This window comes from Christiangramia echinicola DSM 19838, assembly GCF_000423065.1.
Lineage (GTDB): Bacteria > Bacteroidota > Bacteroidia > Flavobacteriales > Flavobacteriaceae > Christiangramia > Christiangramia echinicola.
The window spans coordinates 85,339-108,424 of sequence record NZ_AUHG01000017.1 but is presented as its reverse complement, the minus strand read 5'-3'; the positions used below and the strand labels follow the sequence as shown (position 1 = coordinate 108,424).

The 23,086-nt window shown below is 36.8% G+C and carries 21 protein-coding genes; 13 read left to right on the top strand and 8 right to left on the bottom strand.

Annotated features, from left to right (window positions below; genetic code table 11):
* Nucleotides 1–22 precede the first annotated feature (22 nt).
* Nucleotides 23–736, bottom strand: coding sequence for a glycosyltransferase family 2 protein (locus G530_RS0113265; protein WP_026935002.1), 714 nt, complete (start codon nucleotides 734–736; stop codon nucleotides 23–25).
* A 167-nt stretch (nucleotides 737–903) separates the two neighbouring features.
* Between G530_RS0113265 and G530_RS0113260 the strand changes: the two genes are divergently transcribed.
* The 4 genes from G530_RS0113260 (at nucleotide 904) to G530_RS0113245 (ending at nucleotide 5,918) form a co-directional block, all read left to right on the top strand.
* Complete coding sequence (locus tag G530_RS0113260) at nucleotides 904–1,842, top strand: NAD-dependent epimerase/dehydratase family protein (RefSeq protein ID WP_026935001.1); 939 nt, start codon at nucleotides 904–906, stop codon at nucleotides 1,840–1,842.
* A 269-nt stretch (nucleotides 1,843–2,111) separates the two neighbouring features.
* Nucleotides 2,112–3,962 carry a peptidase MATCAP family protein gene (locus G530_RS0113255; protein WP_026935000.1) on the top strand — a complete coding sequence of 617 codons (1,851 nt, stop codon included), beginning with the start codon at nucleotides 2,112–2,114 and terminating at the stop codon, nucleotides 3,960–3,962.
* Nucleotides 3,959–5,008, top strand: coding sequence for a glutathione synthetase (locus tag G530_RS0113250; protein ID WP_026934999.1), 1,050 nt, complete (start codon nucleotides 3,959–3,961; stop codon nucleotides 5,006–5,008). The genes G530_RS0113255 and G530_RS0113250 overlap by 4 nt, the downstream gene beginning before the upstream one ends.
* 10 nt (nucleotides 5,009–5,018) lie before the next feature.
* The gene (locus tag G530_RS0113245; RefSeq protein WP_026934998.1) at nucleotides 5,019–5,918 is read left to right on the top strand and encodes a M14 family metallopeptidase; all 900 of its coding nucleotides are present in this window, start codon (nucleotides 5,019–5,021) and stop codon (nucleotides 5,916–5,918) included.
* Between the two features lie 41 nt (nucleotides 5,919–5,959).
* On the opposite strand, the gene G530_RS0113240 is transcribed toward G530_RS0113245, so the two are convergent.
* Entirely contained in the window at nucleotides 5,960–7,102 is a 1,143-nt protein-coding gene (locus G530_RS0113240; protein ID WP_026934997.1) for a lactonase family protein, read from the bottom strand.
* Nucleotides 7,103–7,118: 16 nt separating this feature from the next.
* Nucleotides 7,119–8,198, bottom strand: a complete 1,080-nt coding sequence (gene corA, locus G530_RS0113235; protein ID WP_026934996.1) for a magnesium/cobalt transporter CorA — start codon at nucleotides 8,196–8,198, stop codon at nucleotides 7,119–7,121.
* Between the two features lie 145 nt (nucleotides 8,199–8,343).
* On the opposite strand from corA, the gene recQ reads away from it, so the two are divergent.
* Complete coding sequence (gene recQ, locus G530_RS0113230) at nucleotides 8,344–10,452, top strand: DNA helicase RecQ (protein WP_026934995.1); 2,109 nt, start codon at nucleotides 8,344–8,346, stop codon at nucleotides 10,450–10,452.
* Here the strand turns inward: recQ and truA are convergent.
* Complete coding sequence (gene truA / locus G530_RS0113225) at nucleotides 10,449–11,237, bottom strand: tRNA pseudouridine(38-40) synthase TruA (RefSeq protein ID WP_026934994.1); 789 nt, start codon at nucleotides 11,235–11,237, stop codon at nucleotides 10,449–10,451. The two genes, recQ and truA, sit on opposite strands and share 4 nt — an antisense overlap.
* Nucleotides 11,238–11,631: 394 nt before the next feature.
* Between truA and G530_RS0113220 the strand changes: the two genes are divergently transcribed.
* From G530_RS0113220 to G530_RS0113185, 8 genes are all read left to right on the top strand, one after another.
* Nucleotides 11,632–13,812, top strand: coding sequence for a S9 family peptidase (locus tag G530_RS0113220; RefSeq protein WP_026934993.1), 2,181 nt, complete (start codon nucleotides 11,632–11,634; stop codon nucleotides 13,810–13,812).
* Nucleotides 13,813–13,826: 14 nt separating this feature from the next.
* Complete coding sequence (locus G530_RS0113215; protein WP_240472164.1) at nucleotides 13,827–14,339, top strand: GyrI-like domain-containing protein; 513 nt, start codon at nucleotides 13,827–13,829, stop codon at nucleotides 14,337–14,339.
* A gap of 105 nt (nucleotides 14,340–14,444) precedes the next feature.
* Nucleotides 14,445–15,278, top strand: coding sequence for a DUF1853 family protein (locus G530_RS0113210; protein WP_026934991.1), 834 nt, complete (start codon nucleotides 14,445–14,447; stop codon nucleotides 15,276–15,278).
* A 36-nt stretch (nucleotides 15,279–15,314) separates the two neighbouring features.
* Nucleotides 15,315–16,070 carry a sulfite exporter TauE/SafE family protein gene (locus G530_RS0113205; RefSeq protein WP_051199790.1) on the top strand — a complete coding sequence of 252 codons (756 nt, stop codon included), beginning with the start codon at nucleotides 15,315–15,317 and terminating at the stop codon, nucleotides 16,068–16,070.
* A gap of 38 nt (nucleotides 16,071–16,108) precedes the next feature.
* Nucleotides 16,109–16,993: a cation diffusion facilitator family transporter gene (locus G530_RS0113200; RefSeq protein ID WP_026934989.1), complete on the top strand. Its 885-nt coding sequence runs from the start codon at nucleotides 16,109–16,111 to the stop codon at nucleotides 16,991–16,993.
* 129 nt (nucleotides 16,994–17,122) lie between these two features.
* The gene (locus G530_RS0113195) at nucleotides 17,123–18,277 is read left to right on the top strand and encodes a baeRF7 domain-containing protein (RefSeq protein WP_026934988.1); all 1,155 of its coding nucleotides are present in this window, start codon (nucleotides 17,123–17,125) and stop codon (nucleotides 18,275–18,277) included.
* Between the two features lie 130 nt (nucleotides 18,278–18,407).
* Nucleotides 18,408–19,142 carry an NYN domain-containing protein gene (locus G530_RS0113190; RefSeq protein WP_026934987.1) on the top strand — a complete coding sequence of 245 codons (735 nt, stop codon included), beginning with the start codon at nucleotides 18,408–18,410 and terminating at the stop codon, nucleotides 19,140–19,142.
* 9 nt (nucleotides 19,143–19,151) lie between these two features.
* The gene (locus G530_RS0113185; RefSeq protein ID WP_026934986.1) at nucleotides 19,152–20,003 is read left to right on the top strand and encodes a pirin family protein; all 852 of its coding nucleotides are present in this window, start codon (nucleotides 19,152–19,154) and stop codon (nucleotides 20,001–20,003) included.
* 26 nt (nucleotides 20,004–20,029) lie between these two features.
* On the opposite strand, the gene G530_RS0113180 is transcribed toward G530_RS0113185, so the two are convergent.
* The 4 genes from G530_RS0113180 to hisA form a co-directional block, all read right to left on the bottom strand.
* A complete protein-coding gene (locus G530_RS0113180; protein WP_026934985.1) occupies nucleotides 20,030–20,584 on the bottom strand; it encodes a DUF4256 domain-containing protein in 555 nt (184 codons plus the stop codon).
* A gap of 106 nt (nucleotides 20,585–20,690) precedes the next feature.
* Complete coding sequence (gene hisIE, locus G530_RS0113175) at nucleotides 20,691–21,311, bottom strand: bifunctional phosphoribosyl-AMP cyclohydrolase/phosphoribosyl-ATP diphosphatase HisIE (RefSeq protein WP_026934984.1); 621 nt, start codon at nucleotides 21,309–21,311, stop codon at nucleotides 20,691–20,693.
* Nucleotides 21,312–21,395: 84 nt separating this feature from the next.
* Nucleotides 21,396–22,154, bottom strand: a complete 759-nt coding sequence (hisF, locus tag G530_RS0113170; RefSeq protein ID WP_026934983.1) for an imidazole glycerol phosphate synthase subunit HisF — start codon at nucleotides 22,152–22,154, stop codon at nucleotides 21,396–21,398.
* 81 nt (nucleotides 22,155–22,235) lie between these two features.
* On the bottom strand, nucleotides 22,236–22,961 hold the full coding sequence (hisA, locus tag G530_RS0113165; protein WP_026934982.1) for a 1-(5-phosphoribosyl)-5-[(5-phosphoribosylamino)methylideneamino]imidazole-4-carboxamide isomerase: 726 nt from the start codon (nucleotides 22,959–22,961) through the stop codon (nucleotides 22,236–22,238).
* Nucleotides 22,962–23,086: the final 125 nt, after the last annotated feature.

The following is a 23,086-nucleotide window of genomic DNA, read 5'->3' as shown; positions in this document are numbered from 1 at the left end:
TAAATTGAAAGTGGAAGTGAGTCTAGGACTTTTTATAAACCTTATAGTTTATATAGTTTTTTTTCATCCATAAATAGCCAAAACAGTCCATTAATGGTTTTACCAGTCTATTTCTAAGTCCGAATTTTGGAGTTCCTGCTATCCGTGGAAAATGCTTTATAGGAACTTGCTTGATTCGACCTCCTTGTAATAAGATCATAGCTGGCAAAAAACGATGTAAGCCTTTAAACATTGGTATCCTTTTCGCGTAATCTGTTCTAATGATCTTTAGCGGACATCCAGTATCGTCCATCCCATCATGAGTAAACCAATTCCTAACTGTGTTCGCAACATGTGAGGACAGGTTCTTGATACCCGAATCTTTTCTCTCATGTCTATAACCAGTAATCAGATCGTAATTTTCGATTTCCTCCAGTAAAAGATCAAAATCAAAGGGATCGGTTTGAAGATCTGAATCTATATACCCGGTAAGGTTCGTTGTAGAATAATCAAATCCAGCTTTTATAGCGGCGCTTAAACCACAATTCTTCTCGAAACTTATATAATTGAATTCCGGATTACGGTCACAAATTTCAATCATTAACTTCTCAGAACCATCTTTAGAACCATCATTAACCAATAAGACCTGGGTTTTCACTCTGGAACTTAAAGTATACTCCTTCAGCTTTTCCTCAACCCTTATCAGATTTTCTTCTTCATTAAAAACTGGAACAATGATCGTAAGATTATAATCCATTCTGGAATATTAAAATTTTTGCCAAAAATAGAAGTATTAAACCTAACAGGCAATCCCCTGTATATAATCTTCAAAATTTATAACAATTGAAATGTGATTAAATACTATGTTTTCTCCGGTTTAATGGTTTATTTTGCTTGAATTTTGATTCTAAATCTGAATTATCTATGAACGTTTTGGTAACTGGCGCGGCTGGTTTTATTGGATCTCATTTCGCAGAAGAGATTGCTTCGCAAGGATATAATGTAATAGGAATAGATAACTTTTCTAACTACTACAGCCAGGAGCTAAAACTTGAAAATGCCCGGCAATTAGAATCAAAAAACATCAGAATTATCAAATTTGATCTTTGTAATGATAATTTGAAAGAGATCCTTAATGAGGAAATTCATTATATCTTCCATTTCGCTGGCCAACCAGGTATATCTGCTGATTCTACTTTTGAATCTTACCAATCTAATAATTTTATAGCCACCTATAACCTGTTGAATTTTGCTCAGAAGCAAAAGGAACTAAAATTATTCATCAATTTAAGTACATCTTCGGTCTATGGCAGATATGCCACTCTTGCTGAAAATGAAGAAACAAAACCTGTATCTGATTATGGAGTTACCAAATTAGCTGCAGAACAGCTTGTTTTGGCAAAATCACGCTCAAACTTATTACGATCATGTTCTCTAAGATTATTTTCGGTTTATGGTCCCCGGGAGAGACCAGATAAATTGTTTACCAAACTTATAGATTGCGCCTTATATGATAAAAAATTTCCTCTTTTTGAGGGAAGCGAAAAACATATAAGAAGCTTCACTTATGTGGCAGATATCGTCAACGGAATTTTAAGTGTTATTGGAAAAGAAGATATATGTGATGGCGAAATATTCAATATTGGAACTGAAAGTGAGCACACCACTCAGGAAGGAATAGATATAATTGAAAGGATCACCAATAAAAAAATTAAGATCCAACATTTACCAAAGAGACCGGGAGATCAACTTCGCACTAGTGCTAATATTAATAAAGCACGAAAACTCTTAAAATACGAACCCAAAACTTCATTCTACCAGGGTCTCGAAAATCAAACAGAATGGTTTAAAAATAACCTTTGATTTAGCTTTTTCATTCATTTAATTGAAGAGTATATATTTATTCGTTCTTTCTGAAAAAATTACCCTATCCACCAGGTCAATTGAAATTTTATAAAAACTAAAATTTCACATTTCTTTATTAGCCTGTCTTAAAGTATTGTCAAAAGCCTGAATAATCAGGTTCATACCTTTTAATCTTCCTAAATTAGGTATGCCGACGATCAAAAACTAATCAATAAACCAATAGAAGTAGCGCCTTTAGGTAGCTACTCGTATAAGTTTTCAAAGTAATGCAGGAAATACCTGATTTTTCTGAGAATTCCATTGAGCTAATTTTAACAATTCTTGAAAAGGAGAAGGAAATTAGTTGTGAATTACCCGGGAAAGGAATATTACATATAGAAAAGCAACTCCCCTACCTGGTAATTTATCGTAGAAAGAAAGAAGACAGAGGAACTAGAAGATTAGTAATTAATGAATCTTCATATCTGGTGATAGGAAACGAAGACTTTCCGGGATACCAGAAATTACTTTACAGAATTGCTGATAAAATTTCAGCTGAAATGGAGTCATACCTTCTTTTTGAGATTTATTCTGGAAATACCGATTCAACAAAAATTAAGATTAAAGGTCCCGCTCAAAGATTGCCCTCTGCACTGGATACTTTAAAAGAAGATTTTTTAAAGATAAATTCAGAGTTTACGGGTTTATATCTTGATACAGAGATTTTAGATACCCCAAACCGACAGGCAGAAGGTGATGCCCAATTAATGAGTATAGAAGAAGCTAAAAATTGTGGGGCTGTTCTGGTAGGTCTTGAATTACCACCAATATATAGAGACGAAGAGAACAATCTATACCCTGTATTTTTCAGAAATTTCAAGGATTATGTGATAAAAGCGATCCATCGGTCCTTCTTTGAATTCATTAGAGTCCAGACAACAGGAGGAGTCGCAAGTTTTAATGCCTTAGGTAGAAAATATCTCAAACAGATCGTTTTTGATATAGATAAGCAATTAGCCGATATAGAAAAGTCATATCAGTTCTTATGGCTGGTATCCCCAGCAAATATTCATGATATCAAACAGGAATTCTTTAATAGTAATTATGACCACGTTATAGATTATCATTATAGATTGCTTCCAGTAGATCCAGATGTGCTAAAAAGAAGGCTTTACAACCTTAAGATCGAAGATATAGACGATCCTGCCATGTCCTACTTATTTCGGGAAAAAAGAGAGGAACTGGATATGCAGATCACCATGTTAAGTGAACGAGGTTCCAGGAATTTTCTTTACGATAGCATCAGATTGTATCAGGGTGTAGATAAACCACTTTGTGAAGAGGCCCGCGATATCTTAAACAAAGTTCCTGAAGAAGGCCAAACCGAAGACAATGATCTATTAGACTCCAAGGCCTTTAGTAGTCTGGCGAGAAAAGAATTTGATTTTTTCAGACAGCAGGATGAAAACTTTAAATGTAAGGTTCATATTAGAAAAGATGTAAACGTAATGATGGTTTCCCAGGGTGAACTTTATATACCTGCAGACTATAAAATGAACCGTGTGGAAGCTGAAGCATTGATTCAGCATGAAGTAGGAACACATGTACTTACTTATTATAATGGAAGCAAACAGCCATTAAACCAGCTAAGCATTGGACTCGCAGATTACGACCCGCTTCAGGAAGGACTTGCCGTAATGTCTGAATTCATGGTAAACGGTTTAACTGCAAATAGATTAAGGATCCTTGCCGGTAGAGTTATAGCCGGTGAAGCTTTAATGGAGGGCGGAAATTTTCAGGAGATTTTTAGATTACTGAAAATGGATTACAACTTTTCTCCCGAAAGAGCCTTTAATATTACCTCCAGAATTATGCAGGGAGGTGGATTTATGAAGGATATCATCTACCTGAAAGGTCTGGTCCTCCTAAAAGATCATATTAAGAATGGAGGAGAATATGAACCTCTACTTGCAGGAAAATACGGCATCAAGCATACCGGAATAATTAAGGAACTAACCGATAGAAAAGTATTAAAGCCTGTGCAGATCAAACCTAGTTATCTACACAGCGAGCAAATGTTTAAAAAACTAGAATTAATCAGGAATGGCTTAAGCCTTCCACAAATGATATGTAAATGAAAATATGTTTTGTTTTAAATGATGTAGCGACCGAAAAAGATGGTACGTCAAGTGCTTTAATGGCAATGGCTAATCAAAGAGGTCATGAGGTTTATGCTATGGGAGTTGGTGATTTTACTTTTCATCATGATGAACCAATTAGTATTAATGCCTATACAGTACCAAAAAGCTTCAAAAGCAAGTCTCCAAAGAAATTTCTGGAAGCACTTCAGGATAAAAAGAACAAATCTAAAAAGATAGATTCTTCAAAACTCGACGTACTTTTCATTAGAAATAATCCTACTGAAGAAGAAGGTCGCCAATGGGCAGAGCAGGCCGGTGTGGCATTTGGAAGAATGATACAACAGCAGGAGGTATTGGTTTTAAATGATGCCTATGCCCTATCCCACGCATTTATAGATAAATTATATTTTGAAGAGCTTCCGCAGCAAATTAAACCTGCATCAATTATCACAAGGGATAAAGATCAGATTCTGGATTTCTGGGCTAATCAGAAAAATAAGAAAATGGTGCTAAAACCCCTTGAAGGTTCTGGCGGTCAGGATGTCTATTTGATAGATGAGCATGAGAAGAACGTGAATCAAATCATTACACATCTAAGTTCACAGGGATATGTGATAGCCCAGGAATATCTACCTGCTGGTAAAGATGGTGATGTTCGTGTTTTACTTGTGAATGGTAAAGTGATGGAGCAGGATGGTAAAAAGGCTATTATTAGACGTAGAAGTGGTGAAGGAGAATTCAGAAGTAATTTCTCTGTTGGAGCCACGGCTGATAGTAGCGATTTAACTCCCGCAATGCAAAGAATCATTGATCTTACTGCTCCTAAACTTATAAGGGACGGATTGTTTTTCGTTGGACTGGATATTGTAGATGATAAATTAATCGAGATCAATGTACTAAGCCCGGGCGGAATGGAAAGATTTAAAGATATTGGTCTGCCTGCATTTACAGATTATATCATTGAAGCTATAGAAAGAAAAGTTGAATTTAAGGAAATCTATAAGGGTCAGTTGAGTAATAGAACTCTGGCTACGATGGACTAAAATAAAATGAATGAAAAAGAACGTAGATAGAATTATAGGAAAATATTCCTCGGGAAAGAAAGGCCCTTTGCTTTTCGTAACCGGAGGAATACACGGAAATGAACCCAGTGGTGTAAATGCCTTAAGAACGGTATTTGAAGAGCTGAACAAGACCAAACCAGAAATTGAAGGTACGATCATAGGTGTTGCCGGGAATCAAAAGGCTCTCAACCAGAACAAGCGTTATATAGACGAAGATCTAAATAGAACCTGGACTGAAGAGAATATAGAAGACGGTGGTAGGGATACCCATGAATCCAGGGAAATGTTTGAGATCATTGATGTTCTGAATGAATATTCAGAAGGAGATTTTACAAAAAGATATTTCCTTGATTGTCATACCACCTCATCTGCCAGCTTACCTTATGTTTCGGTGCAAGAAGTGAATGATAACGACGAATGGGCTCATAAGTTCCCAACGTATATTATCAGAGGGTTCAGTGATATTATTACTGGAGACATAGATCACTATCTAAGTAGAACAGGCATGACAGGTTTCGTATTTGAAGCCGGGCAGCATACAGATAAAACATCTCAGGAAAATCATGAAGGTGTTATCTGGTTGGCGCTGAAAGAAGCTTGTAATCTCGATCTCGATAAGATCTCAACCTACCCGGAATGCGTAAATAGATTTGCCAAAAAGAATGCACCGGAGCAAAAAACTTTTGAGATCATTCATAGACATGGTCTGGAAGACAGTGACATTTTTGAAATGGAACCCGGATATGAGAATTTTCAGAAGATCGAAAAAGGTGAACTACTGGCTAAACAAAACGGGAATGAGGTTAAAAGTGAATGGGACGCCCACATTTTCATGCCTCTCTACCAGTCGCAGGGTAATGATGGCTTTTTTGTAGTAAAGGAAGTTTAGAAACTCAATAGGAAAGGACAGCCAATAAAGCTGTCCTTTTTTTATTTCACGAACTCAAGACATACAGGTGTCTTTATCTGAAACACCGGTTCCTGAGGTTTTAATTTACCTGTTTCCTCATTGATCTTATAGGTAGTAATATTACCAGTATCCTGGCTGGCCGCATATAGATATTTTCCGTAGGGAGATATTGCAAAATTTCTGGGAGTCTTTCCAGCTATGGGTACAAAGTCAATATTCGACAATTTTCCCGTATCAGGATTAATTCCAAAAATGGCTATACTATTGTGGCCGCGATTAGACGTGTATAAAAACTTTCCTGAAGGATGAATATGAATATCTGCTGCAGAATTTGAATGCTTATAAGCATCTGGCAAGGCGGTTATATCCTGCAAATGATCAAGGCTTCCATCTTTTTTTATCTGAAAGGTGCTCACCGTGCTATTTAATTCATTAACAGAATATGCAAAACTGCCGTTTTTAGCAAAACTCAAATGTCGGGGTCCAGCGCCATCCTTTAATTTCACAAATTTTTGATCATGAGACTTCAGTTTTCCCTCCATTACATCAAAATGATAGATCCATATTTTATCGTTCCCTAGATCTGCAATATAAGCGTAGCGATTATCTCCACTAATTTTTACTGAATGTGCATGGGATGAATTTGAATCTTCCAGTATTAATTCCTGACTTTCTTCAAGACTACCATCTGCTCCTATTTTATAGACCATGACTACACCTCCCAGATAATTACTCACAAAAGCATATTTTCCAGACCTATCTATAGAAATATGGCAGGGAGCCAAACCACCTGTACTTAACTTGCCAATATTTTTCAAAGACCCATCTTCCAGGATCTCAAAAGAATACACAAAACCTGTTTCTGCATCATTGGGACCTAGTTCGCTTACGGCATAAAGATACTTGCCCATTTTACCTACTTTCACAAAAGATGGGTTGGTCATTTGTGCGGCGGTACAGACAAAATTTAGATCGCCGGTATCTGGAACCTGATTCAGTAGGTAGATACCCTGAGCTTTTCCGTCTACATGACCTTCTTTCTTAGTATAAGTCCCTACATAGATCTTATTAATAGAATCTTTCTTTTGCACCAGATCGCCCTGAGCCAGACAAGGATTAAAGACGAGTAGGCTTAGTAATCCAACTAGAATGGTATTTCTCATAATATCAGGTTTATATTTATAACCATTTCTTTCTTTTGAAATAATACAGCATCAATAGAAATACAATGATCATGACTCCCCAAAGTACGAAATAACTGTATTTCCATTGGAGTTCTGGTATATATTCGAAATTCATTCCGTAGATACCTGCGATAAAAGTTAAGGGAATAAAAATACTCGCCATAATGGTAAGTACTTTCATCACTTCATTCATCTTATTACTAATGGTGGTCATGTACATATCCATTAACCCCCAGATCATCTCACGATATATGTCAATATTTTCAGATATCTGTATGATATGATCGTAAAGGTCTCGTATAAAATTACCCGTATGAGTATCTATAAGTTCAGAATCCATCTTTTCCAATCGGCTTATCACCTCCCGAAGCGGGAATACGGCTCTTCTAATTCTTAGAATATTCCTCTTTAGATCCTGGATCTCATAAGTAATATCATCACTTGGTCTGGAAGTAAATAGACTTTCTTCCAGCGCTTCTATTCTATCACTCATATCATCTATCACTAAAAAGTAATTATCAATGATAGAATCCAGCAGGGCAAACATTAAATAATCTGCACTACGAGTTCTAATTCTTCCTTTGGCCGTTTCTATACGCTCTCTGATGGGATCAAATACATCCCCATCAGACTCCTGGAAAGTAAGCACATAGTTCTTACCAATGATCATACTTAAATGCTCATTCTCGATCTCGCCGTTCTTATAATAAAGCATCTTGGCAACAATGAACAAATAGTCCTGATATTCCTCAATTTTCGGTCTCTGTCCAGTATTCACAATATCCTCCATTACCAGTGGATGCAGCTCATAATAATCTCCGAGTTTTTCTATCTCCTCAATATTGCTAAGCCCATCTATATTAAACCAGGTAACGCTTTTTTCATCGACAAATCGAAAGGCATCCTCCGGAGTTGTAGAACTGAATCTTTCATATCTCTCGGCATTATAATCTATAACATCGAGTTTGGTTTCTGAAGATTCCTTGTTTCCCACATAGGTCATGGTTCCCGGAATCTGATTCGCAGATTTTGTGGTCTTGGGACGCCTTAACATTAACTTTCTCCTTTTGGCCATGGACAGAATAATAATTTTTATAAATGTAAGAATAATCCGCAAACGCCGATTTTCAAAAACTTTAAAGACTATTTTTATTTTAAAATTTTACCGAAAACCTCCTTATAAAGTAAGCATAATCTAAGCTTAATTTTACCTTTGCGATATGGAAGAAGTTGTGCTGTTAGAAACCTTAAAAGAATATTTTGGTTACGAGAGTTTTAGGCCATTACAGAAGAAGATCATCGAAAATGTCTTTAAAAAGAAAGATAACCTGGTGATCATGCCTACCGGTGGTGGTAAATCTATCTGTTACCAGTTACCTGCCATCCTTCTTCCTGAAATAACTTTAGTTATCTCCCCTCTTATTGCTTTAATGAAAGATCAGGTGGATGGATTGAATGCTAACGGTGTCCCGGCTGCATTTTTAAACAGTAGTCAGGAAGAAGCAGATAAGCAGGCTATCTTTCAGAAAATTGATAAAAAAGAGATCAAATTGCTTTACGTAGCCCCTGAAAGTCTGCAATTCGTTGACAGATTTTTAAGCGATGGAAAAGTAAGTCTCATCGCTATTGATGAAGCACATTGTATTTCCAGCTGGGGGCATGATTTCAGACCTGCCTATACTCAACTGGGATATTTAAAGAACCGCTTCCCTTCTACTCCAGTCCTGGCCTTAACCGCTACGGCCGATAAGGCTACGCGAAATGATATTTGCAGACAGCTAAATATTCCGGATGCTAAGAAACATGTAGCATCTTTTGACCGTAAAAACCTTAGTCTGGATGTTAAGCAAGGAATAAAAAGGTTTGAGCAGATAAGTCAGTTTCTAAAGAATCGGCAAAAAGAAAGTGGGATCATCTATTGCCTGAGTAGAAAAACTACCGAAGAGCTTGCAGGAAAGTTAAAAGCTAAAGGATTTAAGGCAGAGGCTTATCATGCCGGACTGGATCATTTAGAAAGATCACAGATCCAGGATGATTTCATCAATGACGAAAAACAGATCATTTGCGCCACTATTGCCTTCGGAATGGGAATCGACAAATCCAACATACGTTGGGTGATCCATTATAACATGCCTAAGAACCTGGAAGGTTATTACCAGGAAATTGGGCGTGCCGGTAGGGATGGATTACCATCAGACACACTTCTATTCCACAGTTATGCAGATGTTATTCAGCTTCAAAAGTTCGCTTCAAATGCAAAAAATGAAGATGTTCAGCTGGCAAAACTAGACCGGATGAAACAATATTCTGAAGCGCTTAGCTGTCGACGAAAGATCTTACTTAGTTATTTTGGAGAATTTCTGGAAGAAGATTGTGGGAATTGCGACATCTGCCGAAATCCGCCGGAATTCTTTGAAGGAACGGTCATTGCTCAAAAAGCACTATCCTGTATTTTCAGATTAAAAGGAACTGAACCTATAGGAACTGTGATAGATGTATTACGTGGCTCTCAGAATGAAGTGATTAGGCGAAATGGTTACGAACAACTTTCAACCTATAACATCGGCAATAATATCTCCTGGCGGCATTGGCAACAATATCTAATTCAGCTTATAAATCTTGGTTATGTAGAAATTGCCTTTGACCGTAACAATCATTTACTATTAACAGAACAGGCTAAAAAGGTATTATTCGAAAAAGAAACTGTATACCTCGCAGATGTCCAGGAGGAACAACTTAAAACTCCTGAAGAAAAAGCAGCGACCGCAGCCAATTCTTTATTTGAAAGACTAAGACAGTTAAGACTGAAAATTGCCAAAGAGGAAGATATTCCGGCCTATTTGATATTTAATGATGCAGCACTAAAGGATATGGAAAAGCAAAGACCAATGTCTGACTCTGAATTTCTGTTGATAAATGGTGTTGGTCGAAAGAAAATGGAAGATTACGGGTATAGGTTCATTAAAGAGATCATCGCATTCAGTAAAGACAAGCGTGACAATAAACCAAAGAAGAAAACTACAAAAGGAAATACTTTAAAAGAGACCTTAGCTCTATACGAAGACGGGCTGGGTGTTGAAGAAATTGCAAAGGAAAGAGGTGTCGCTAAAAATACCATTATCACCCACCTGCTTAAGCTTTATGATGAAAAGGAAGAAATAAACCTGCATCAGTTAATTCCTATTTCAGATCTAAAGGCAGTGGAAAAAGCAAAAAAGAAGCTGGACAATCCGGGTTCGTTAAAAGCCTATTATGAGTATTTTGAAGAAGCTATTCCTTACGAGACGATTAAAATATCTTTAAAGATCCTTGACAATAAAGAAAATTAATCGAATTCTATCTTATTAAGAATAAGTCCTGAAGCAGGAGCGATATAATCCATTTGCAGCTCAGGACTATCTGGCTTAAGACTTTCTTTTATATCATCCAGACTTAATTCTCCTCTCCCTACTAGCACAAGACTACCCATCATTAATCTTACCTGGTGACGAAGAAAACCCGAGGCATGAATATGAAAAATATAAGATCTCTCGGGGAAAAAGTTAGCCGTATATTCAGTATTTTCTACCAGTTCAGATTTCAGCATTTCTCTTTCGAAAGTACTTTTTTCTGACACCCGTACACAGTAATTCTTAAAATTATGTTTCCCTTCAAATAGTTTAGCCGCTTCCTTCATCTTATCAATATCCAGGTCTTCCTGGAAATTGGCCATAAATGGAGCACAGAAAGGATGAAACTTATCTCCTATACTAAATAAATAAGCATATTCCTTTGTTTTGGAATGCTGAATAATATTGAATTTTTCATCAACCTGCTCAATGCTCAATGCTCTTATATCCTGTGGTAAATTCTTATTAAAGTCTTTTAAAAATTCTTCCAGATCAGCCAGAGGCTCATGATCCAGAAATAACTCAAAAGCCGACTCTTCCGCAGATACCATCGCATCTGTCCTGCTGGTTCCAAGAATTTTACATTTCGCGTCTGGTATTACCCATCTTAAGGTTTTAGTGATAAGACCTTCAACTGTCTTTACGTCTGGCTGTTTTTGCCAGCCATGTAGCCTGTAACCTAAATATTGAACTTTTATAAAGTAATAGAATCTCTTTCTGAACAAATCTGGGATTTTGGCCAAAGATATTTAAAATAATATTCTCTGTTCTGGACAGGATGAATATGTAATAATAGAAGTACTAATAGGCGATAGTAGTGGCTTTGGGTAAATATGGAAGCACAGAAGTTTAGGTTGTTTGCGGAAGTAAAGGTTTTAATCCTAATTCTCCCTAAAAATGGTCACACTGGGAAACAATTTAACATCTAAGAATGATAGTGATAGATGAAAAATTAATCAATAATGATTTTCCAGTTGCCGAAAGTCGAGGAAGGTAAAAATGTATTTTGGAGGTTTCATTACGATTTTGATCAAGCAAAATACCCAATAAAAAATTCAATCTACAGGGCTTCAAATAGAGCCCTTTTTATTTTTATATTGCTAGTTCAATCTAAATGGAATGAAAAGATCCCTGCTAATAATATTCATTGCTTTCTTATCCACTTTCTCAATTCGGTCACAAAATGAGATAAAAAAGGTGACGATAGAGGATTACGATCGTGCAGTTCAATTCTTGAGTAGTAACCCGGATAAATTCATTTTTAGAAAATCTGTAAATCCTACCTGGTTAAACGATGAAAATTTCTGGTATCAGATCACTACTGAATCTGGAAAAGAATTTATTCTGATCAATACTAAAACTGGTAAACGTAATTCTGCCAAAAATTTAGAAGACCTTTTAGCCAACTCAGACCTGGACAGTTCTACAAGTGAAAAAAAATATTCTAAAACCGAGATGGTTTCTCCTGATGGTAAAAAAGTCGCTTTTATTAAAGACTGGAATCTCTGGATGCGCAACCTCAAAACTGGAGAGGAAACTCAACTCACACATGATGGAGTAGAAAATTACGGCTATGCTACAGACAATGCTGGGTGGAAGCGCAGTGATAAAGCTATTTTATTGTGGTCTCCAGATTCTGAAAAAATCGCTACTTATAAACAGGATCAGCGTCACGTAAGCGATATGTATCTGGTTACTACTAACGTTGGCGCTCCTAGATTACAACAATGGAAATATCCGCTGCCAGAAGATGACAAGGCCATTCAAATCGAGAGGGTGATCATTGATACCGAAAAGAATGAAGTAATCTCACTTAATATAGAACCAGATCCAAGAAGAGGTACTTTATGTGATAATATTAATTGTTCAGGTGCCTTTGATGATAATGAATGGAGCGATGATTCTTCCAGACTTTATTTTATTTCAACTTCAAGAGATCATAGATCGGCTAAATTAAGAATGGCAAATGCTACTACAGGTGAGGTCAAGGAAATATTTGAAGAGAAGGTTGAAACTCAGTATGAATCTGGACGCGGACAGATAAACTGGAGTTATCTGGATAACAGTAACGAGATTATATGGTATTCAGAAAGGGACGACTATGGTCATTTATATCTCTATGATGCCGAAAATGGAAAATTAAAGAACCGAATAACCGAGGGAGAATTCGTGGTCACAAAAGTTTCTTATGTTGATGAAGACGCTAATGAAATCTATTTTCTAGCCAATGGAAAAAATAAAGATGCAAATCCTTATTATAGCCATCTCTATAAAATAGGTTTCGATGGTAAAGGTCTTAAAGAACTTTCACCGGAAACCGGAGATCACTCCATAAACTGGTCACCAAACCATGAATATTTTATAGACAGCTACTCCACTCCTACCAAACCAAATATTTCAGTATTAAAAAAGAAAGATGGAAAAGTTGTAACTAAACTAGAAGAGGCTAATATTGACAAATTGATAGCCAATGGCTGGAATGCTCCAAAAGAATTTAACGTTAGATCTGCTAATGATCAATGGGATCTCTACGGACTTATGTTTACTCCAAAGAATTTAGATAAATCAAAAAAGTATCCTGTAGTGAATTACATTTATCCGGGACCGCAGGGAGGAAGTATTAGAAAGTGGACTTTTGACGCTTCTCGTAGAGATCATCAGGCCCTGGCAGAATTAGGATTTATTGTAATTGTTTTAGAAGGATCCTGCAACCCGGGAAGAACTAAATCCTTCCATGATGCATGCTACGGAAGTCTTTCAGAAAATACGTTACCAGATCAAATAAGCGGCATTAAACAACTTGCTGAAAAATATTCCTATATAGATACCTCTAAAGTTGGTGTTTGGGGACATTCGGGCGGTGGTTCAGCAACCGTTGCAGCCATGTTCAAATATCCTGAATTCTATAAGGTTGGTATCGCCGAATCTGGCAACCATGATAACAGGAATTACGAAGATGATTGGGGAGAAAGGTACATTGGACTAATGGGTGAAAAGCCGGATAGTTCTTCAGCTTATATCTATGATGCTAATGCTCAATATGCCGAAAACCTGAAAGGAAAATTAATGCTGGCCCATGGAGCCAAGGATGATAATGTACCTCCTTATCACACTTATCTCGTGGTAGATGCTTTGATCAAGGCCAATAAAGATTTTGATCTGTTAGTAATCCCGCATGCCCGGCATGGGTATGGTGATGATTTTTATTACATGATGCGCAGAAGATGGGACTATTTTGTGGAACATTTAAAAGGAGCTGAACATCCTAAGAACTATAAAATAGATCTCAAAAAAGATTAACAAATAATATTGAAATGAAAGATCCTGAAATTATTGAAATGAAAGATCCTGAAATTATTGAAATGGAAGCAAAAAAGTTGGTAGGAATTAGTTTGCATACAAGCCTCGCCGACGATAAAACCGAGCTACTTTGGAAAAGGTTCATGAAAAAGAAAGATGAAATTTTTAATACGACGAGTGATGATCTTTTTTCGGTACAGGTTTATGATGAAGGATTTATTTCAGGCCATTTTAACTCCCAATCGGTATTCGAGAAATGGGCCGCGGTAGAGGTTGAAGACTATTCGGGTATTGATGAGGGATTAAAAGGTTTGAAACTACCAGCTGGGCTGTATGCGGTATTTACTCATGAAGGTACATCTAATGAATTTGCAGGAACAGCTAAATTTATTTTTGAAGAATGGATTCCTTCCTCTGAATATATTCTTGACGACAGGCCGCATTTCGAAGTTTTAGGAAAAGAATATAAAGGCCCGGAAGATCCGGCTTCAAAAGAAAAGATCTGGATACCTATAAAAAAAGGTTGATTTGAAAAAAGACTATGTTTCTAATTTTATTACCCGAAAATAGACTACGCAGGAATTATAAAACTGACTATTCTATCTACCTGAACCCCGAAAACTAGATCTCACTTGAAAGAAATTAGCATATTAGAACAGTTTCTTGGTTTCTTAAAGACACCAGATATTTTTCCTGAATCTAAAGATTCAGAATTTAAAACTTTCGATTTCCCTGAAGTCAATATTACAGATTCCCTGGCAGCTTCTCTGGACGACCTGCATCACCCAAGAAATTCGGTACTTGGAAAACGCATGGAAAGCTTTTTTGAGATTGCCATAGATCATAGCTCAAGGTATGAGCTCCTGGCTTCAAATATCCAGATCATAGAGAATAAGCAGACCCTGGGAGAGCTTGATTTTTTACTTTTTGATAATGAAGAAGCTAAACCTCTACACGTTGAACTGGTTTATAAGCTATATGTCTACGACCCTGAATTTCCTTCAGAATTAGAACGATGGATTGGCCCAAATAGGAAGGATAGTTTTTCTGAAAAGCTGGAAAAGCTCCGCACCAAACAATTCCCATTATTATTTAAAAATGAAACTTCTTCTTACCTGGATAAATTAGGCGTTGATCCTCAAAATATCGAGCAGCAGTTATGTTTTAAAGCTCAATTATTCACCCCTTTAGATTTAATTCTAAAAGATGCCAATATACTTAACCCGGAAGCTTATACAGGAAACTGGTATAGTCTTAAAGAATTCCTGAATAAAGATTGGAAAAATAACTTGTTTTATAGCCCTAAGAAGAAAAACTGGAATTGTGAGCCCGGTAAAAACAAAAACTGGATAAGTCATTCTACCCTACTGCTTGAAATTGAAGATCTATTTCAAAATAACAAAGCACCCCTGGTTTGGATGAAAACTGAAAAATCTTATCATAGGTTTTTTATAGTTTGGTGGTAAACAACAAATGACCCTGTAAAATAAGTAAAAGATCTTATGGCAGACCTTTTTCATGATATTAGTATACTTTATCTGGCGATCCTGTTTATCGCCGGGATTATTGCCTTTCTTATCTCTACAATTTCTGGAGGTGGCGGCGCACTTATTTTAGTGCCTTTCCTCAATTTTCTAATAGGAACTACTAAAACAGCCCCGGTAGTAAACCTTGGAACTTTTATTGGCAGACCGGCCAGGTTGATCTTATTCTGGAAACATATTAACTGGAAGGTATTCTGGTATTATGTTCCTGCAGCAATGCTGGGAGCGTGGGTAGCGGGATGGTTCTTTACCAGGATGCAAGCATCGTGGTTGCAGATATTAGTTGGGATCTTTCTCGTAAGTACTGTTTTTCAGTATCGCTTTGGTAAAAAAGATAGATCATTCCCGGTAAAGCTCTGGTATTTTATTCCGTTGGGTTTCATAGTATCAATATTAGGAACTATTATCGGGGCCCTGGGACCTATCTTAAATCCATTCTACTTAAATCTAGGATTGGATAAAGAAGAGCTTATAGCTACAAAAACAGTTAATTCCTTCTTCCTTGGAATATCACAGATAGGTAGCTACGCCTTTTTCGGACTTTTATACAGGGAATTATGGATCTACGGAATTTCTCTTGGATTAGGCGCCGTAGTAGGTAATATCATTGGAAAAAGGTTCCTTGCCAAAATGAAAAGCAGCACATTCAGAAAATTATTAATTGCCCTTATGGTACTGAGTGGAATTTTACTGATCATAAAACAGCTCTACTAACATATTCTTATAAATTTGTAATCTTAGAAACCTAATCTATGCGACCGGGATACAAGGAAGCCATGAAAGCTTCCTATTTTAGTATTGCAGGAAATACGGTTTTGGCTATTGCCAAAGCTATTACCGGGATATTTGGTAATTCTTACGCACTTATTGCCGATGCCATAGAGTCTACTACAGATGTGTTTTCTTCGTTCCTGGTACTATTGGGTCTAAGATATGCCAACAAGCCGGCAGACGAAAATCATCCCTATGGGCATGGAAAAGCAGAACCATTGATCACCTTTATGGTTGTTGGTTTTCTCATCGTATCGGCAACCGTGATCGCTTATGAAAGTATTGAGAACATCCAGACTCCTCATGAAGTACCAGAGCCCTACACTCTTATAGTGCTGGCAGTAATTATTATTATCAAAGAGATCTCATATCGTTTTGTATCGAAAAAAAGCGTAGAAACAGACAGTACAGCTTTAAAAGCTGATGCCTGGCACCACCGCAGTGATGCTATCACTTCTTTAATGGCCTTTATAGGAATTTCTGTGGCCTTACTAATGGGAAAAGGATATGAAAATGCAGATGACTGGGCCGCGTTATTTGCTTCCGGATTTATTCTGTTTAATGCCTATCTAATTCTGCGACCTGCCCTGGGCGAGGTTATGGATGAACATAGGTATGATGATATTGAACTTCTCATTAGGGAAATCGCCTTTGCTGATAAGGGAGTAGTTGAAACGGAAAAATGCTACATAAGAAAAACCGGAATGACTTATCATGTTGATCTTCATATAGCTGTAGATGCCAGTATTAGTGTAAAGGAAGGTCACGATATAGCGCATAGGGTCAAAGACGAAATACTGCTGAAGATCCCACAAATTGCAGATGTTCTAATTCACGTTGAGCCTGATGATGAATTATACCCCTAATTCACTTCTTTAAACCCATCACCCCTTATTTTGTTAAGAATATTTTAGCACTAACCAGCCCAATTAGGTTTTGATGGAATTTACTTATAACGTATCTTAAAGCTTAGAATTAACCAAAAAAGCAGAGTTATGTCGATGATCAATGATAAAGAATTTAAGAAGCTGTCGAACTATAAAAATGACACTTGCGTTTCAATCTTTATTCCCACTCAGCGAGGAGGAAAAGAGGTTCTGGAAGAAAAGAATAAAAAACACCTACATTCCGAATGGACCCAGGTAAAAAAAGAATTGAAGGACAAGAATGTTTCAGACGACCTTATTAATAAAATTGGAAATCCTATTCAGCAATTGATAGAAGATCGGGATTTCTGGAGACATCAATCAGATGGATTGGCAATATTTTCATCTCCAGATTTCTTTGAAAATTACACCCTACCGGTAAATTTTGAAGCTTACCATTATATTTCAGAAGAATTTTATGTGAAACCGCTGGTTCCAGCTATGACGGGAGACGTAAAATATAATATACTTTCTATCCAACTTGAAGATGTTAAACTATACGAAGCTTCAAAGTTTAGCATTATGCCGGTAGAAATAGATGAACTTACTCCATCCCGACTGGAGGAAAGAGTTGGATTTGACTATAAAGAAAAGGCTTTACAATTCAGAACCCAGGGAGAAGGCGGTGATAAAACACAATTTCATGGACATGGCGGTAGCGAGCGTGATGAAAAAACAGAGATCAAGCAATTCTTTAGAGCTGTAGATCAAGGCCTGAAAGAACATCTAAATAAGGAAAGCCTGCCACTGGTAGTATTTTGTCAGGATTATTTATTCCCGATCTATCAGGATGCAAATACTTATAATCATCTATTTGAAAAGGTTATTCCAGGAAATCCAAACGATACTGATATGTTAGGCATCCATCAAAAATCTTTGGAAGTATTTCAGCCATACCTGGATGAAAATCGTGATAAAAAAATCAATAAATACAAAGAGTTGAGCAGTACAGAAAACACAACCTCAGCCCTTAGTGATATAATTCCTGCAGTTTACCAGGGTAAAGTGGATACTTTATTCATAGAGAACAGAGCTGAGGTATGGGGTAATTATAATGAAGAAAATATGCAGGTAGAATTCAGTGATAATCATGAAAATGGGAATATTTCCCTACTGAATCTTGCCGCGAAGAAGACCGTTGAAATGGGCGGAAAGGTCTATCTGGTAGAACACGAATTTATGCCACAGAAAAAATCTAAAATGAATGCGTTACTAAGATTTTAATTTTTCAGAGGACTATTCAGATTTGTATCTATTCACCTGCAAATTCTGAATAGTCCTTCTAATTCTTTCCTTAATTCAAGCAGACTAAAATTTTAATCTTAACTTTAGTCGCCCAAAAAAATTCAACTTAATGGAAACTAATCTGGCCGTGCTTATAGACGGCGACAATATACCATCGGCTCACATTAAAGAAATGATGGAAGAAATTGCCAAATATGGCAACCCTACGATCAAAAGAATTTACGGTGACTGGACGAAACCTCATCTTAATAAATGGAAGAGCGTTTTATTAGAGAATGCCATTCAGCCTATTCAGCAATACGGATATACGCAAGGAAAGAATGCGACAGATTCAGCAATGATCATTGACGCTATGGATATTCTATATTCTAATAAAGTAGATGGTTTCTGCCTGGTTTCAAGTGATTCAGATTTTACCAGACTGGCCACAAGACTTCGAGAAGCCAGTATGAAAGTAATCGGGATTGGTGAAAAGAAAACTCCAGATCCTTTTATAGTCGCCTGTGATAAGTTCATTTATATAGAAATTCTTAAGAATAATTCAAAGGAATCTGGAACAGATAAGAACAAAGAAAAAGGCGCCAAACGCCAGAATGTAGATAAGATCACTCCTCAAGTGGTAAGGCTTATCTCCTATACAATATCTGATGTTGCAGATGAAGATGGCTGGGCCTTTCTTGGAGATGTAGGTAGTTTACTGCAAAAGAAACAGCCAAATTTCGATTCAAGGAATTATGGATTTCAAAAGCTTACACCTATGATCAATTCCATAGACAAATTTGAAATTGAATCTCGTGAAAACGCCAATTCTAAATTCAAACTTATTTACGTTAGGAATAAATAGAATTTCAAAATGAGGAATATAAAGAAACTTCATAAAGCAGAATACAGACCTATGGGAGATCTTAAAACCTGGTCTCCCCTACCAACCAGGAATCTGCAAATGATAGATCCTTTTATTTTTCTAAATCATCACGGGCCTCAGGTTTATCCACCTAATAATGATGGGCTACCCTTTGGGCCTCATCCCCATCGCGGAATGGAGACGGTTACCATTATTCTTGATGGTGATATTGCTCATAAAGATAGTGATGGACATTATAATGTTATTGAAAGTGGTGGTGTGCAATGGATGACTGCCGGTCGTGGATTGCTACATTCTGAGATCTCTTCAGAGGAATTTAAAGAAGAAGGCGGCGCCCTGGAAATTTTACAGTTATGGGTAAATCTACCCAAACGTCTAAAAATGATGCAACCGGCTTATCGCGGACTTCAAAAAGACCAGATCTCCATTTGGAAAAATGAAGAAGGATCAATAAAAGCTCAGGTGGTTTCCGGTAATTTTAAAGGTATCCGTGGTGCTTTTGATACTCCAACTTCGGTTAGTCTATCTGTAGTGCATTTTGATAAGGATTCTGAAGTGCAACTGGAAATTCCAAAATCTGATAATATTTTCTTTTACGTTATCCGCGGAAGGTTAGAAGTAAACGAAATTGAAGTACCTGAACTTCATTTAGCTGAATTCTCAAAGAACAGTGAGATCTTAAATATTTCAGCTAAAGAGGAAAGCATACTCCTGCTCGGTCATGCCGAACCTTTTGAAGAAAAGGTAGTTTTCGGCGGACCTTTTGTTATGAATTCTGAAGAGGAAATTCAGCAGGCCTATGAAGACTATAAATCTGGAAAAATGGGAAGCTGGGAATAAAGAAATATTTCCGTTAACTCATAATATTATAATTTCAATATTCCCCTAAATCCTCTGGCTGCATAATAAGATTCCGCACCATTGTGATAAATAAAAACTTTTCCATATCGAAAATCGCCAAATATTGCTCCTCCCAGTTTTCTAATATTTTCAGGAGTCTCTAGCCAACTGGATGTTTTAGTATCAAACTCACCATAAGATTGTAGTTTCCTGTAATCTTCTTCATTCATTAGATCTACTCCCATTCTTGAAGCTACATCCTGGGCATTATCTGCAGGTTTGAATTTTTTCCTCGATTCTAGAGCTTTCTTATCATAACACAGACTTCTTCTACCTTTCGGGCTTTCTTTAGAAAAATCGCAAAAAATAAATTCATCTACATCTTTATTATATTCCAGGAGGTTTGGTTCGCCTCCAGTTTTTTCCATTTCGTAAAGCGATCTTAACTTATCTGGATTTTGCTCAAGTTTTACCTTAAGATCAGTCCAGTTTAGATCTGGAAACCTTTCTTTAGTTTCCTGAAATCTACCTTCTAAAACTTCTAAAATAGAAACCGTTTCCTGAGAACTAAGCTTTTTCATTTAAATCAGTTTGGTCTGAATTCTATTTCTAAAATTAAAAAAAAACCTGAAAAATAAGAATTGATTTAAACTTCCATTTTTCAGGTTGAAGCTGATAAATCTGCCATTAATGTCTTTTTTCTAGCACCTTAACAATATCCTTTATGCCAAAACCTTTTGCCTTTAAGAGAATCATATAGTGAAATAAAAGATCTGCACTTTCATTTAAGAATAGACCATCGTTATCATCCTTAGCTTCAATAACTGTCTCTACCGCCTCTTCTCCCACTTTCTGCGCTATCTTATTAATGCCTTTATCAAATAGTGAAACAACGTAACTGGAATCATTTTCATCTCGCAGTCCAGGTTCGGTTTCACTCAACTTCTTCCTGCTGGCAATGATCCCTTCCAGTTTGGAAAGAAATCCATAATCAGCTGTATTCTCTTCAGCCCAGCAAGTATCGGTTCCCTTGTGACAAACAGAACCTTCGGGTTTCACCTGGATAAGTAACGTATCATTATCACAATCTAGTTTGATATTTACCAGGTTAAGAAAGTTCCCGCTTTCTTCTCCCTTCATCCATAAGCGGTTCTTTGTCCTGCTGAAAAAAGTTAATTTCTTAGTCTCATTTGTTTTTAAAAAAGCTTCTTCATTCATATAACCCAGCATCAAAACCTTCCTGGTGATTGAGTCCTGTATAATTGCCGGTACAAGTCCGTCGTTATTTTTATTGAAATCTATATTCATATTATTTTAATTTACTCCTCACGTCAACCTGAACGAGATTCAGGATCTCAAGATAAGATGCTAAAATTATTTCAGCATGACGAATTAGGTGATTCTCACCGGTATTCCGGCTATTCTTAATTGATCCTTTAATTCTGAAATTTCTATCTCTTTAAAGTGAAAGACACTAGCTGCTAAAGCCGCATCTGCTTTTCCTTTTTTAAATGTATCTGTGAAATGTTCAATATTTCCTGCACCTCCAGAAGCGATAATGGGAATATTCAATTCTGAAGATAATCTGGCCAGCGCTTCATTGGCAAATCCATTTTTAGTACCGTCATGATCCATAGACGTGAATAGTATTTCCCCAGCTCCTCTTTCTTCCACCTCTTTAGCCCATTCAAAAAGATCAAGTTCTGTAGGTACTTTTCCGCCTACTAAGTGAACCGTCCATTTCCCGTCAATATTTTTTGCATCAATTGCCACCACAACGCACTGACTACCGAATTTATCTGAAAGCTGATTTATGAGGTCTGGATTTTTTACTGCGGAAGAATTTATAGAAACTTTGTCTGCTCCATTCTTCAAAAGTATATCCACATCTTCTACGGAAGAGATTCCTCCTCCAACCGTAAACGGAATATTCAATTGCTCCGCTACATCCAGTACTAATTTAGCTAGTGTTTTTCGTTTCTCTTCTGTTGCTGAAATATCCAGGAATACCAGTTCATCTGCACCTTTTTCAGCATAGGCAGCGGCAAGTTCCACCGGATCTCCTGCATCCCGTAGATCTACGAAATTAACTCCTTTCACCGTCCTTCCATTTTTAATATCCAGGCAGGGTATTATTCTTTTTGTTAGCACATTTTCATTTTTTGACACATTCCCCTGAACTTGTTTCAGAATCTTTTACTTTGAGAACCTGAAACTTCAAGGTGATGTTCTCTATTTATTTAAAATATAATTCTCCAGCTGTTTTAAACTGATCCTGTTCTCATAGATCGCTTTGCCTATAATCACTCCTTCACATCCCAGCTCATCAAGTTTCGGTAATTCATCAAAGGTTGAGATACCTCCGGAAGCGATCAGGTTAATATTTTCTGTTTCAGACAAAATTTCCTGGTAAAGTTCGAATGACGGACCTTCCAGCATTCCATCTTTGGAAATATCTGTACAGATCACATATTTCACTCCTGCTTTTTCAAAATTCTGAATAAAAGGAATGATCTCCTTATCTGAATCTTCCAGCCATCCGGAAACCGCGATCTTCCTATCCTTAGCATCTGCACCAAGAATGATCTTCTCATTTCCATACTTCTGAAGCCAGCTTTGAAACAAATCAGGGTTTTTGACGGCAATACTTCCACCGGTGATCTGGGTCGCTCCACTTTCAAAAGCTATTTGAAGATCTTTATCGGTTTTGAGTCCACCACCAAAATCTATCTTTAAAGCTGTCTTAGTTGCTATCGATTCCAGGATCTTATGATTTACTATATGGCTGGATTTTGCACCATCAAGGTCTACAAGATGTAAATACTCGATGCCGTGAGCCTCAAAAGATTTTGCAACCTCAAGCGGATCTTCGTTATATATTTTCTTGGTGCTATAATCACCTTTAGAAAGCCTTACGCACTTGCCTTCAATAATATCTATTGCGGGTATGATTCGCATTTGAATTTAGATTTTTGATTTAAGATTAACGAATTTCATTTCTTTAATATTTTTTTCTGGACGTATTGATAGAGGCAACAACAATTGATATAATTTCATTACATTCTGAATGCAATTTCTTTGCT

Bases quoted from the DNA above. Each gene is read 5' to 3' on its own strand.
- G530_RS0113265 (WP_026935002.1), bottom strand. From the start codon at position 736: ATGGATTATAATCTTACGATCATTGTTCCAGTTTTTAATGAAGAAGAA.
- G530_RS0113260 (WP_026935001.1), top strand. From the start codon at position 904: ATGAACGTTTTGGTAACTGGCGCGGCTGGTTTTATTGGATCTCATTTC.
- G530_RS0113255 (WP_026935000.1), top strand. From the start codon at position 2,112: ATGCAGGAAATACCTGATTTTTCTGAGAATTCCATTGAGCTAATTTTA.
- G530_RS0113250 (WP_026934999.1), top strand. From the start codon at position 3,959: ATGAAAATATGTTTTGTTTTAAATGATGTAGCGACCGAAAAAGATGGT.
- G530_RS0113245 (WP_026934998.1), top strand. From the start codon at position 5,019: ATGAAAAAGAACGTAGATAGAATTATAGGAAAATATTCCTCGGGAAAG.
- G530_RS0113240 (WP_026934997.1), bottom strand. From the start codon at position 7,102: ATGAGAAATACCATTCTAGTTGGATTACTAAGCCTACTCGTCTTTAAT.
- corA (WP_026934996.1), bottom strand. From the start codon at position 8,198: ATGGCCAAAAGGAGAAAGTTAATGTTAAGGCGTCCCAAGACCACAAAA.
- recQ (WP_026934995.1), top strand. From the start codon at position 8,344: ATGGAAGAAGTTGTGCTGTTAGAAACCTTAAAAGAATATTTTGGTTAC.
- G530_RS0113220 (WP_026934993.1), top strand. From the start codon at position 11,632: ATGAAAAGATCCCTGCTAATAATATTCATTGCTTTCTTATCCACTTTC.
- G530_RS0113215 (WP_240472164.1), top strand. From the start codon at position 13,827: ATGAAAGATCCTGAAATTATTGAAATGAAAGATCCTGAAATTATTGAA.
- G530_RS0113205 (WP_051199790.1), top strand. From the start codon at position 15,315: ATGGCAGACCTTTTTCATGATATTAGTATACTTTATCTGGCGATCCTG.
- G530_RS0113200 (WP_026934989.1), top strand. From the start codon at position 16,109: ATGCGACCGGGATACAAGGAAGCCATGAAAGCTTCCTATTTTAGTATT.
- G530_RS0113195 (WP_026934988.1), top strand. From the start codon at position 17,123: ATGTCGATGATCAATGATAAAGAATTTAAGAAGCTGTCGAACTATAAA.
- G530_RS0113190 (WP_026934987.1), top strand. From the start codon at position 18,408: ATGGAAACTAATCTGGCCGTGCTTATAGACGGCGACAATATACCATCG.
- G530_RS0113185 (WP_026934986.1), top strand. From the start codon at position 19,152: ATGAGGAATATAAAGAAACTTCATAAAGCAGAATACAGACCTATGGGA.
- G530_RS0113180 (WP_026934985.1), bottom strand. From the start codon at position 20,584: ATGAAAAAGCTTAGTTCTCAGGAAACGGTTTCTATTTTAGAAGTTTTA.
- hisIE (WP_026934984.1), bottom strand. From the start codon at position 21,311: ATGAATATAGATTTCAATAAAAATAACGACGGACTTGTACCGGCAATT.
- hisA (WP_026934982.1), bottom strand. From the start codon at position 22,961: ATGCGAATCATACCCGCAATAGATATTATTGAAGGCAAGTGCGTAAGG.